The organism is Pseudomonas sp., from assembly GCF_037994325.1.
GTDB lineage: Bacteria > Pseudomonadota > Gammaproteobacteria > Pseudomonadales > Pseudomonadaceae > Aquipseudomonas.
Genome location: NZ_JBBNAH010000111.1, coordinates 1 through 11,585, shown reverse-complemented (window position 1 = coordinate 11,585; position 11,585 = coordinate 1). Strand labels below are relative to the sequence as shown.

Here is an 11,585-nt window from a genome sequence, read left to right as displayed (position 1 = left end):
CGCCAGAACGCCATGTCGTGGTTGGGCCAGAGGTCACCGTCGGTTTCCTTGGCCAGCGCTTTGAGCTTGCGGATACTGTCGATCGCCAGGTCTTCGCGGTCCTGCCAGAGGGTGCCGGGGGCGATTTCGTCTTCAAGGTTTTCGATCAGGTCGGCCGCATCGCCGGCCAAGATCACCGGGCGGCCTTGCGGCAGTTCGATCAGCAGGGACATATGCCCAGCGGTATGCCCGGGGGTGTTGATGGCGCGCACACCGGGCACCAGGTCGTACTCGTCGCTGTGGATTTTCCAGCGGTAGTCGCCAGCAAAGTCATCGACAAAATACGCATCGTCAGCCTTGGCCCGCGCCGCTTCCAACTCGGCGCCATGCACATGCACTTCGGCACCACACACCTCGCACAAGCCGCCGGCATGGTCGAAATGCAGATGGCCGAGAAACACCACGTCGATATCCGCAGGCGTCAGGCCCAGGCGGGCGAAGTGCGCAGGCAGGCGTTGTTCTTCACTCATCTCGGGCGCGCCCATGGGAAAGCCCACGGGGTCGTACCAGCGCGCGCGCTGGATGGGGTCGTTGATCTTGGCGTAGTCGCAACCGACGTCGTAGAGAATGCGCCCGTGGGTGGTTTCGATCAGGTAGGCGAGAATCGGCGCTTCAATCTGCACGCCATGGCCACGGTTTAGCGTGGAGATGGTTTTGTCGTAGCGATGGGTCGCGGTGAGCAGCGGCCAAAGTTTTTTCACCTGAGTCATGGGCGAGCCCCTTCTGCGATCAGGCGTTGACTGTCGCACACGCGACCAAACAAACCACCTTCCACCGCCACCATGGCCAACGCCGCGGCATGCAGCTCAGGGTCGCCGGAGGCGCAGGCATCGCTGACCAGGGTGCAGGCGTAACCCCGTTCCACCGCGCTGCGCAGGGTGGAAGACACACACACTTCGGTGGTGACGCCGGTTATCCACAGGCTGCTGATGCCGCGATTGCGCAGCAGCAAGTCGAGGTCGGTGTGGGCAAAGGCGCTGTAGCCGGGTTTGTCGATAATCGGCTCGCCGCTCAGCGGTTGCAGCTCGTCGATCAGGTCATGGCCAAATTCGCCGCGCACCAGCAAGCGCCCCAACGGGCCGGGGTAGCCAATCGGTGCTCCGGCTTTTTCCGCGCGCAGGCGTTTGGCCTCGGGCAAATCGCTGAGGTCAGCGCGGTGCCCTTCGCGGGTATGCAGCACCAGCAAGCCGCGTTGCCGGGCATAGGCCAACAGCTGTTGAATGGCCGGAATGGGCGCACGCAGCAGGCCGATATCCAGCCCGGCCTGATCGGCATAACCGCCCGGCGCGCAGAAGTCGCGCTGCATGTCGATCACGATCAGGGCGGTGCTCACAACTTGAATTCCTTGCGCACAGCGGCGGCGATGCCTTGGGTAATGTCGGCGGCCATTTGCGCGCCCTTCGCGGCTGTCGAGCCTTTTGCCGAGGACAGCACGCCCGAGGCCGGCACCCAGTCGGTGCGGGTCGGGTACATGTCATACGGCGGGAAATCGGCGGGCGGTTCATCAGGGATCAGGTCGATACGCACCAGGTTTGGCAGGTAGTGCAGCATCAGCGAGGTTTCAATCACCGCCGCATGCTCCAGGGCAAAACCAGGGAAGCCGTCGGGGAACACCGAGGCCAGGGTCTGCTCGGTGCAGAAATCCCAATGCTCCAGGCGCATGACCTCAAGCTGGCTGTCCTTACCCAATTCACGCATGGCCAGCAGGATGCCTTCGGTGACAAACCACTGGTTTTCGTAATGGCCGTCCACCAGCACCAGACGGGTGACGCCATGGCGGGCAAATTCACGCACCGCATCGCGTACCAGTGAAATAAGCGTCTGCCCATCCAGGCTGGTGGTGCCACAGAAATGGTTACCGCCGCCGCATTTGGGCTGCGACTTGTAGCCGTAGGACAACGCCGGCGCCACCAGGCCGCCGATCTTGCCGGCCACGTCTTCACACAAGGCGCTGGCCAGCAGGGCGTCGGTGCCCAAAGGCAAATGCGGGCCATGTTGTTCGGTGGCGCCGCAAGGTAAAAACACTACCGGCGCGTCTTTGCGCACGCGGCGCTCGTATTCCACCCAGCTGAGCTGGTCCATGCGTACGGTCATTAAGAGGCCTCACAAGACGGTTGACTGTTAATTCGCGGCGGCCGCGCGGCCATTACCGCTGCCAGGGTGACCAACGCCCCGCCACACCATTCGCGCACGCCCAGTTCGCGCTCGCCAAACAGGGCGCTGGTGAGCACAGCGATCACCAGTTCCATCACCACCAGCACCGAGGCGCGGCCGATCTCGACATGGCTAAAGCCATATTGGGCAGTGGCCATGGCCACCAGCCAGAACACACCAAACAACAGCACCTGGCCCCATAGCGCCAGCGACATGGGCGGAACCGGGGTGCCTTGCAGTAGGCAAAACACCGCCCCTACTGCCGCGCTACCAAGAAAGGCCACTACGGATTTACTGGCCAACGGCACCTGGTCGGCGGCGCGGGTAACCAGGTTATTCATGGCAAAGGCAAAGCCGGCGACCAGTGCCAGCCAGTCGGCCGTGGTCAGCGGTTTAAAGGTGTCGCGGCTTAGCCCCAAGGTCAGCGCGATACCAAGCATGGCCAGGCCAAGGGCCAGTAACCGCTCGCCACTGAGCTTTTCCCCCAACGCCAACCAGCCGCCTAGCAAGCCCCACACAGGCGCCAGGTAAAACAGCAGCATCACCCGCACCACGTCGCCCTCGGACAACGCGCCGACCAGGCCGCCGGTACCAAAACCACCGAGCACGCCAATGGCAAACAAACCCCAGCGCTGTGGCCACCAGGCCTGGCGCTGCCAGAGCAACACCGGAATCGCCAGGCCGCAGAGCAAGCCATAGGTGGCGAGCACCACCGGCATACCGCTCAAACCCTGATCGGCAAAATGGTGCAGCGGCATCCAGCCCAGGCCCCACAGCACGGCGGCAAACAGCAGGATGCTTTCCGGTTTGAACAAAATGTTCATCCCATCCACGCCCCGCCATTGGCGCCGAGCATTTGCCCCTGGAAAAAACTGGCTTGCGGCGAGACCAGAAACAGCACGGCGGCGGCGATTTCTTCCGGGCGGCCGAGGCGGCCCATGGGAATGGCGACTTCCTTGGCGATCATTTCCGCGCTCATGTTTTCCGCACTGACCATGGGCGTATCCACCGGGCCCGGTGCCACACCATTGATACGAATAGAGGGAGCGAATTCGCGGGCAAGGGATTTAGTCAGGCCGATCACCCCGGCTTTGGCGGTGCAGTAGGCGGCGTATTTCTCCCGACCCAAATGACCCAGCTCGGAGGCAATATTGACGATGCTGCCCGAGCCGCGCGGCTGCATATGGCCCAGGGCGTGCCGACAGCAGCGGTATACGGCGCTCAGGTCGACACCGAGCAGGTTGGCCCAATCGTCTTCTGTGGTTTCCAGAAAGGGTTTTTCCAGAATGATGCCGGCGTTGTTGACCAGGATATCCAGGGCACCGGCCGCGAAAATCTGTTCAAACATGGCCGCCACTTGCGGCGCAGACGACACATCCGCCTCCACCGCCCGCGCCCAGCCACCGGCAGAGGTAATACGCGCGACCAAGCCGATGGCGGCACGCTCCTGACCCAAATGATTGATCCACACCTTGGCGCCGGCCTCGGCCAGAGCCAGTACTGTCGCGCGGCCAATGCCGGTAGCGGCGCCAGTGACCAGCGCGACCTGGCCTTTAAGAATTTGCTCGGTCATCAGTGCATTACCTCGCCATGGCTGACCGACAACGCTTGCCCGGTCAGCGGCAATGCCAGGGCACTGCCGAGAAACAGAAAGGTGCCGGCCAAGTCGGCAGGCGTGAGCAATTCGGGTACGGCTTGGGCGGCAAGAATCAGCGCCAGCTCGTCCGCTTCGCTGCGGCCATTGCTGGCGGCCATCACCGTGAGCGAACGCATGGCGGCGTCGGTGCCGATCCAACCGGGGCATACCGCGTTCACGCGAATGCGCCGTGGGCCGAGTTCCCAGGCCAGCGAGCGGGTCAGGCCGATGACGGCATGTTTGCTGGCCACATAGGCGGAGAACCCCGGCACACCTTTCAGGCCCCAGATTGAGGCCTGATTAATCACCGAGCTACCGGCTTTGAGCTGGCCTTGCAGGGCGCGGGTCAGGCGCAGCATGGAGGCGACGTTGTTATCCAGCAGCGCCTGCCAATGGGCGTCGGCAGCGGCGCCGGTATCGCTCAGCGGCGTGGCGTACTCCACACCGGCATTGTTGATCAGCACATCTAAGGGCCGCCCTTCACGGCTGGCGGCAAAGGCGGCAATCGCTTCGCTGTCACCCAGGTCGAGGGTGCTAGTGGTGACGGCCGTAAGGTTGTGCAGCTCATCCGCCACGGCAGCCAAGGCGTCGCCGTTCCGGTCGAGCAATTCCAGGCATGCGCCCTGCTCGGCGAAAGCGCGCGCCAGGCCTTTGCCGATACCACTGGCGGCGCCGGTCAGCACCACGGTTTTGCCGCTGTAGTCGAGGTTCATCGCTACACCGCCGTCAGAAACGACACGCCCACGGCGCCGTAAAAACCATCGGCACGCCGTTGCTGTTCAGGCGCGGCCACTTCGCCGTAGTTATCGTCCATCACCCGGCGCAGGCGGTGTTGGTGGAAGCTTTTGAGCAGCAGGTACATCGGCAGCACCTGGGCGTAATCGCTGCCATACAACTCGCGATGCAGGGCCGGCAGGCGATACCAAGGCGCCACCGGCTTTTCGTGGTGGGCGTTGTGGTAGGAAAAATTCAGCAGCAGCAGGTTGAGCGCCGGCCAGCGCGCCGAGACTACATTGCTGTAAGTGTTGTGCTGCTCGTAAACGCGGTCGCGCACTTTGTCATTTGGAATGGCGCCGCCATCTTCCAGCACCGCAAAGGCGTCGTAGGTGTGCTGATAGGCATCAGCAAAACGCAACACGGTGAGCATCACCATCCAGGCCACGCAATAGAGCACCAAGGCCTTGAACGACACAACGGCGAGGGCGGCAAACAGCACGCTGCGGATCGCCAGCGTAAGCAGCACTTTTTTGCGGTTGGCACGGTGTTTCGGGTCGTGGGTGATAAAGGGCAACACCACCACGTAGTAATGCATCACCAGCTCAATGGCCGGGATATAGGCCCACTCCAAGGCCAGGATGACTTTGCGTAGCCAGACTGGGCAGGCGTTCATAAACACCTTGGTATCAAAGGTGATGACATCGGCGCGGTCGACGTGGTGGCGCATATGTTTTTTGCGCAGGTATTGGAAGCCGGCGTAGCAACTGCCACACAGCCAGCTGCACACCTCACCCGCCCATTCGTTGTGCTTGGGCTTGGCGAAAATGGTGCCGTGGGCGAATTCGTGGATCAGGTAGGCGGCGATGATCATCCCGTGGCCCAGCAGCACGGTGCCGAGCAGGTTCAAACCCCAGTTGCCGGCGAACAGCAGGGCAAAACCGCCGAGGTAGGTAACGAAGACATAGGCGAACGCCAGGCTATTGGGCAGTTTGCCGTCGGCGTAGCGGAATACTTGGGTCGACATGTGGGCTCCTGTTTTATCGGCGTTGCCCGTGGTGCACACAGCACACAAAGCGGTGGTGTGCGAGGTAGGGTGCGCTGTGCGCACCACAGGCGACTCGAAATCGAGCGGTTACTTGGCCAGGGCTTCGACGAAGGACGCGTCAAAGGTGGTGGCGAAATCCGGAATGGCCGGAATCTGGCCGTTGTCTTTGAGCAAGGTGCCGATCACTGCGCCGCTGCCAAAGAACGAGCTGGTGGCGTCGGACTTCTCAAAGTTTTTGCTCATCTCGGCGAGCGGAATGTTGTACACGCCGCTCATCTGCTCGGTGGCTTCCTTGGCGCTGACGCCCAGCACTTTGCCGATGATTTGCGCGGACTCGTCCGGATGGCTTTTGATATACGCCAAGCCATCGACGTAGCCCTGCATCAGCGCGTTGATTGCCACTTTGCGTTTAGCGATGACTTTTTCGTCGAACACCAGTACGTCGGTGATCAAGCCGGGGGCGTCTTTGGAGGAATAAACGACGTGGAACTTGTCACCCGGCATGCCGAGGATTTGCGACACGTTGGGCTCGTAGGTCACGCCCACCGGCAGGCTACCGGAGGCCATGGCGCCGGGAATGCTTTCCGGGGTCATGTTGATTGGCTTGATGTCTTTCTCGGTCAGGCCGTTGGTTTTCAGGGCATAGGCAAGCAGGAAGTCCGATGGCGACAGCGGGTTGTAGCCGACTTTTTTGCCTTTGAAGTCCTTCACCGAGGTGATGGTTTTCTCGGCAACGATGGCATCACCACCGTTGGAGAAGTCGATGGGCATCACCACTTTATGCTTGAGGCCCTTGGCAACCCCGCCGACCACTTGGTCATAGGTGAGCATGCCGCCGTCCAGCGCGCCGCCGACCATGGCGGTAGGAATCAGTGCCGGGTCGTTGAAGAACTGCAGCTCCACTTTCAGGCCGTGGGCTTTATACAGATCGAGTTTGTCGGCGACATAAAACGGCGCGTAACCGGCCCACACAACGGTACCGATTTTCAGCGTTTCAGCGGCTTGGGAAGCCAGCGGCAACAGGCTGGCGGCAGTGGCCAGAACAGCCCCGAGCAGGCTTGTGCGCATTGATGAGAGCTTGAAGCAAGACAACGGCGTGGTCATGGCAACACTCCTACACGTTAGGGAAACAGGCACGGGATGACATCACGTCTCCCGGGCTTTTCTCCCGCCGTGTAGCCCTACTCCTTAGGGCCGGAAAACTCTCGGACCAGCGTCCACTGCAAGTGGACCGGAACCCTAGTTCGCCTCTGGTTACAGCTCCTGTGTGCCAAGCGTCATGAGCAGCTATGTGACGGCGGTGCCGACGCGAGAACTCATCCCGTTCGGATGGTGATGTAGCAAGGTCGGTGCCAGGCGCTGGTATGGCGGTAAAAACCTTACGGATTCAAGGGTTTGGCTGGAAGGGGCAGAAGGGTTTGCGGGGATGTGGTTGGTGGGGGCGCACCAGGGGTAGGCAAGGGCGCATGGTTTCAGTGCGCTGCAGGGTGGTTTTTTTGGGTTACGCGGTGGTGGCTTTTTGTATAGCGGAGTTCTTCTTTGGCGCGTTTGCGGGGCGTTTGGTTTCGCGCCTTATGCGCGACTCACTTTTTAGCAATCGCCCTAAAAAGTAAGCAAAAACGGCTTGCCCCAACCTTGGCCTTGCGCTGCGCTCCAGGTCCCCTCGCTGCGTCGTTACTCCAGGGGTCGGCGTGCAGGGCCATCCTTGGCCCCACGCCTTTCGCGGCTCCTGCCGCTCTACCCCCTACGCAACGACTCCACTCGGCCTGCGCTAATGGGGCGGGTGGGTCAAAAGCGGTGGATCAAAAGCAGAAGGTCAAGCAGAAGATCAAATGCGGGAGATCAAGCAGGCAACGCCTGAGCCCCTTGCACCTGATTCCTCCCGCCCTGTTTGGCCGCGTACAGCGCCCGATCTGCGGCACTTAACAGCGCCTGCACATCCAAGCCTTGCTCCGGCGAGTTACACGCCACCCCCACACTTACGGAGAGCTTCACTCGCTCTTCGCCGTGTTCAAGCTCAATGCCCGCCACCGCCAGGCGAATCTGCTCGGCCAAGTCCAGGGCATCCTGCGGATTGCTGTCGCGCAACAACACGACAAACTCTTCGCCGCCATAGCGCGCGGCCAGGTCGGCGCTGCGCCGGGTCGCCTGCTTGAGTACCTGGGCCACTGCTGAAATGCAGCTGTCGCCAAACGGGTGCCCGTAGGTGTCGTTGATCCGTTTGAAGTGGTCGATGTCGATCATCAGCACGCCCAGCGCGGGGTCGTGCAGTTGCGCCAGTTGTTGGTCGCAATAGCGGCGGTTGGCCAGTTGCGTCAGCGCGTCGGTGTGGCTGATGCGCGTCAGTTCGCTGTTGGCCTCTTCCAGGTCAAGTTTGGTCCGTTGCAGCGCGGCGGTGCGCTCTTGCACGCGGTTTTCCAGTTCTTCGTTGGTGCGCCGCTGCACTTCGAGGGTTTGTTGTTGCAGGCTCAGGGCGCTTTCGCGGGCTTCCAGCAGGCTTTGCTGGGCTTGCAGCCGCGCGGCACGCTCGCGGTTAAGGCGGTCGGCCAAGGCGATGGAAAGCAGGATAAATTCGACAAAGAAACCCAGCGTCTGTGCACGCAGGGTCATCTGGTTGATCGGTAGCAGGCCGTCCAGCGCGGCCACATGCACAAAGGTGCAGGCGATCAGAAAGCTCCAGGCGAGGATAAATATCGGTGCCGAGGCATTGCCACGGCGCCAGGCCGATACCGCCACCACCAGCGCCAGAATGCACGAGGCCAGTGCCACTTGGTTAATGCCTATCCAGTACAGCCAGCTGGGCTGCACCAAGGTCAGCACCAGCGCCACCAACCAATACAGCGCCAGCAGGTTATTGGTCCACAGTGGCCAACCGCCGTAGCGCTTGAGGCGCAGGAAGGCGCGGATAAACATGGCGGCGGCAAAGAAGCTCCAGAACGCTGATAGCGCGTAGATCTGTCGCGCCGGCGCGCCCAGGTCCGGCCACACATACAGCGGCCCGATACCGGTAATGCTCAGCTCGTAAATAATCACCCCGGCCAGGTACAGGGTGTACCAGACATAGCTGCCATGTTTGGTGAACAGGTACAGGCTGGCGTTGTAGAGCAGGATGGCAAGCATGGCGCCGAAGAACATGCCGAGCAGCAGGCGCAGGCTTTTTTCTTCGGCCTGGAACTGCGCGTCGCTGTAGAGCTGCATGGGCAGCACCAGGTTTTCCATGCTGCGCACGCGCATATATACCCAGGCTTCTTCGGACTTCTGCAGGCTCAGGGGAAAGACTAATTGCCGTTCGGCCACCGGCCAGCTGTGCAATGGCAAGTGATCACCGGCCGATTGCAGGGCTCCCCAACTGCGGCTTTCGGGGTAGTACAGGCGCACATCGGCGCGGTCGAGAATGGGCCAGTCGACGACTAGCAGCCAGTCGTTGATAGCCGCCAGATTCAGCAGGTGCATACGCACCCACACCGCTTGCTCTTGATGGCCGAGGTTCAGCGAATCGCTATTAACCGCCTGCCAGCCCCGTGAGCGCTGCGCATCGACAAATTGCAGGGGTTGTTGCGGCAGCAGGTATTCGAGTTGTGGGCCAAGGCGCAGCGGCTCCATATCGTCCTGCAATTGCACCAGCGCGGCCGAGCAGGAAAAGGCTGCCAGCCAGCACAACAGTAAGCTTATGACTTGTACACGCACCCGCATCGCTTGCCCTTTGCCTGCGTGTCGGTCCACGACGGTGACCGACGTCTTGCACACAGGCTAGCAGGCGAGCTCACTCACCGCCCACGGCAAAGTTGGGCAAGGTGTCGACCGGTTGCACGAAGTCGAAGGGAATCGACTCCAGCGCCAGGCCCATATTGCGTTGAATGACGAAGTGCAGGTGCGGGCCGCTGCTGTTGCCAGTGTTGCCCGAGCGCGCCAGTGGCGTGCCGAGGGCAATGCGTTGGCCTTCGCCGACCAGCACCGAGCCTTTCATCAAGTGCAGATAAACGCCCATGGTGCCGTCATCGTGCAGTACCCGCACAAAGTTACCGGAGGGGTTATTGCCACGGCCGCTTTGCTGGTTTTCCACCTTGACCACGGTGCCGGCGCGTGCCGAGACGATAGGCGTGCCTTCGGGCATGGCGATATCGATGGCGTAGCGGCCTTTGGGCGTGAAGTGGCTGTATTTGCCATTGGCGCCCTGGCTCTGACGGAACGGCCCGCCCTGCCAGGGCAAGGGGTACTCATAGACGATAGGCTGCAAGCGCGGGTCGCCAAGGGCAGTGCGCAATTTCGGTTTGTAGCGCATGGGCTGGCTGGGGTCGCGCGGGGCCAGGGTGGCCAGGCGGATTTTGCTGCGCGGCGGCAATACCCAGTGGATAGGTTTATCCGGCATGCCGGAGACGTTGACTGCGTTGTTAACGCTTAGCTCCACTTCCACCGGCGCGTAGAGGTCGTTGCGTACCAGCAGGGTTTCGCCGGCATCGTGCTTTTTGGTTTCCAGTTTTACCTGGGTATCCAGGCGCTCGACCATGCGATCACGGAACACAAACACCTGCGCGCCGGGCGCGGCTTTGTCGGTGTAGGTCACCACACCATTGGCATCGGTGTATTTGTAGATGGTCAGGGCCAGCGCCGGATTGGCACCGGTCAGCAGCAGACCACAGAGAAAGATAATGCGCCCTAGCATAACGGCATCGTTCTAATGGGTACGTGGACGGCAGAGATTAGCAGCGCCACCGGCGCCAGGCGAGGCGTGGGCGGGCGGGTTGTGATCCGCCTCGCGCCGCTGGTCGCCTGCCCCTGCGTTTAGGCGCCGGGGGAGAAGTGTTTCTGTGTGGTGCCACGGGCGATCAGGCGCGAGAGGTAGTCGAGCTTTTGCGGGTCGCGGTCGACAAAGCGGAAGATCAGTTGCAGCCATTCGCTGTCGGGCTTGGGTTCGAATGCCGCCACTGAATGCAGGTAGCCGTTCAGGCGCGCCACTTCGCCGCCGTCGCCTTGTTCCAGGTCGAGCACGGCGCTTTCCAGTACTTGCGGCAGGTTGTCCAGGCGCTTAACCAGTAACGCTGCCTCTTTCAGGCTGAGTGCTTTGATCACGCACGCCAGGCTGCCACTGGCCAGGCGCAGTTGCCCTTGACCACGGCCGGAGGGTGCGGCGGCAGCTGGCGCGGGTTTGGCCGCGCCACCAAGCAAGGCAGCAGCCGAACCCGTGGGCGCGGCCGGTGCAGCGGCTTTGGGTTTGACCACCTCAGCAGCCTTGCCGCCGGTAAGCGCCGACAGCGAGTCATTGCCAAAGGGCGAGGCCGCTGCGGTTTTCACTGCGCCGCTCATCAACGCTTCCAACTTGCCGGACTTGTGCAGGGCTTTTTTGACTTTGGTGACCAACTGCTCGTTGGTAAACGGCTTACCGATAAAGTCGGAGACGCCAGCCTGAATGGCCTGCACCACGTTGTCTTTATCGCCACGGCTGGTGACCATGATAAACGGCAGGGTTTTCATCTCTGGCTGCTCGCGGCACCAGGTCAGCAACTCAAGGCCGGAGAGCTCGGGCATTTCCCAGTCGCAGAGAATCAGGTCGAAGCTTTGCCGACCCAGAATTTGCTGGGCCTTGCGCCCATTTACCGCGTCTTCGATTTGAATGCCGGGGAATGAATTGCGCAGGCCCTTCTTCACCAGATCCCGAATAAACGGCGCGTCATCCACCACCAGCACGCTGACTTTGCTCATCGACCACCTCTTCCGTAATGGCATAAGCATAGCCTCGCCTTACGGCGAATAGCCAAATCGGTTTTCTGAACTCGACGCTAACGCACAAAAACGACCACGCCCGGGCAATGCCGGGCGTGGTTTTGCGTTGAACGTAGGGTGTGCTGTGCGCACCATGGGTACGCCGGGTAGATCGCTTGGTGCGCGCAGTGTTCAGCCGGGAGACATGGGTAACACCTGTCGGGAGACATGGGTAACGGGTTGATGATCATGTCGTCCGTTGCCTGATGTCTATCTGGCGCAGGGTTTTGCGGA

The 11,585-nt window shown here is 61.5% G+C and carries 11 protein-coding genes and 1 riboswitch; all 11 genes read right to left on the bottom strand.

All coding sequences use genetic code 11. The features are described 5' to 3' along the window. On the bottom strand, positions 1-749 hold a 749-nt coding region (locus AAAB16_RS03620), incomplete at its 3' end, for an N-acyl homoserine lactonase family protein (RefSeq protein WP_340662108.1). Beyond that, the gene (locus AAAB16_RS03615; RefSeq protein WP_340662107.1) at positions 746-1,372 is read right to left on the bottom strand and encodes an isochorismatase family cysteine hydrolase; all 627 of its coding nucleotides are present in this window, start codon (positions 1,370-1,372) and stop codon (positions 746-748) included. The genes AAAB16_RS03615 and AAAB16_RS03620, both read right to left, overlap by 4 nt. Next, positions 1,369-2,133 carry a creatininase gene (locus tag AAAB16_RS03610; protein ID WP_340662106.1) on the bottom strand — a complete coding sequence of 255 codons (765 nt, stop codon included), beginning with the start codon at positions 2,131-2,133 and terminating at the stop codon, positions 1,369-1,371. The genes AAAB16_RS03615 and AAAB16_RS03610 overlap by 4 nt, the downstream gene beginning before the upstream one ends. Further along, positions 2,133-3,017, bottom strand: coding sequence for a DMT family transporter (locus AAAB16_RS03605; RefSeq protein WP_340662105.1), 885 nt, complete (start codon positions 3,015-3,017; stop codon positions 2,133-2,135). Before AAAB16_RS03605 ends, AAAB16_RS03610 begins: the two co-directional genes overlap by 1 nt. Next, the gene (locus AAAB16_RS03600) at positions 3,014-3,766 is read right to left on the bottom strand and encodes a 3-oxoacyl-ACP reductase family protein (protein WP_340662104.1); all 753 of its coding nucleotides are present in this window, start codon (positions 3,764-3,766) and stop codon (positions 3,014-3,016) included. Before AAAB16_RS03600 ends, AAAB16_RS03605 begins: the two co-directional genes overlap by 4 nt. After that, positions 3,766-4,542 (bottom strand): SDR family oxidoreductase, encoded by a 777-nt coding sequence (locus tag AAAB16_RS03595; protein WP_340662103.1) that lies wholly within the window; start codon positions 4,540-4,542, stop codon positions 3,766-3,768. The genes AAAB16_RS03600 and AAAB16_RS03595 overlap by 1 nt, the downstream gene beginning before the upstream one ends. Before the next feature lie 2 nt (positions 4,543-4,544). Further along, positions 4,545-5,570: a fatty acid desaturase gene (locus tag AAAB16_RS03590; protein ID WP_340662102.1), complete on the bottom strand. Its 1,026-nt coding sequence runs from the start codon at positions 5,568-5,570 to the stop codon at positions 4,545-4,547. A 108-nt stretch (positions 5,571-5,678) separates the two neighbouring features. Continuing rightward, positions 5,679-6,695 (bottom strand): ABC transporter substrate-binding protein, encoded by a 1,017-nt coding sequence (locus AAAB16_RS03585; RefSeq protein ID WP_340662101.1) that lies wholly within the window; start codon positions 6,693-6,695, stop codon positions 5,679-5,681. Between the two features lie 46 nt (positions 6,696-6,741). Next, a riboswitch (guanidine-I (ykkC/yxkD leader) is annotated at positions 6,742-6,845 on the bottom strand. Between the two features lie 588 nt (positions 6,846-7,433). Further along, entirely contained in the window at positions 7,434-9,284 is a 1,851-nt protein-coding gene (locus AAAB16_RS03580) for a diguanylate cyclase (RefSeq protein ID WP_340662100.1), read from the bottom strand. Between the two features lie 70 nt (positions 9,285-9,354). Further along, the gene (locus AAAB16_RS03575; RefSeq protein ID WP_110615442.1) at positions 9,355-10,254 is read right to left on the bottom strand and encodes a M23 family metallopeptidase; all 900 of its coding nucleotides are present in this window, start codon (positions 10,252-10,254) and stop codon (positions 9,355-9,357) included. A gap of 119 nt (positions 10,255-10,373) precedes the next feature. After that, positions 10,374-11,291: a response regulator gene (locus AAAB16_RS03570; RefSeq protein ID WP_340662099.1), complete on the bottom strand. Its 918-nt coding sequence runs from the start codon at positions 11,289-11,291 to the stop codon at positions 10,374-10,376. Positions 11,292-11,585 lie beyond the last annotated feature (294 nt).

Bases quoted from the DNA above. Each gene is read 5' to 3' on its own strand.
- AAAB16_RS03590 (WP_340662102.1), bottom strand. From the start codon at position 5,570: ATGTCGACCCAAGTATTCCGCTACGCCGACGGCAAACTGCCCAATAGC.
- AAAB16_RS03610 (WP_340662106.1), bottom strand. From the start codon at position 2,133: ATGACCGTACGCATGGACCAGCTCAGCTGGGTGGAATACGAGCGCCGC.
- AAAB16_RS03605 (WP_340662105.1), bottom strand. From the start codon at position 3,017: ATGAACATTTTGTTCAAACCGGAAAGCATCCTGCTGTTTGCCGCCGTG.
- AAAB16_RS03575 (WP_110615442.1), bottom strand. From the start codon at position 10,254: ATGCTAGGGCGCATTATCTTTCTCTGTGGTCTGCTGCTGACCGGTGCC.
- AAAB16_RS03595 (WP_340662103.1), bottom strand. From the start codon at position 4,542: ATGAACCTCGACTACAGCGGCAAAACCGTGGTGCTGACCGGCGCCGCC.
- AAAB16_RS03570 (WP_340662099.1), bottom strand. From the start codon at position 11,291: ATGAGCAAAGTCAGCGTGCTGGTGGTGGATGACGCGCCGTTTATTCGG.
- AAAB16_RS03580 (WP_340662100.1), bottom strand. From the start codon at position 9,284: ATGCGGGTGCGTGTACAAGTCATAAGCTTACTGTTGTGCTGGCTGGCA.
- AAAB16_RS03600 (WP_340662104.1), bottom strand. From the start codon at position 3,766: ATGACCGAGCAAATTCTTAAAGGCCAGGTCGCGCTGGTCACTGGCGCC.
- AAAB16_RS03585 (WP_340662101.1), bottom strand. From the start codon at position 6,695: ATGACCACGCCGTTGTCTTGCTTCAAGCTCTCATCAATGCGCACAAGC.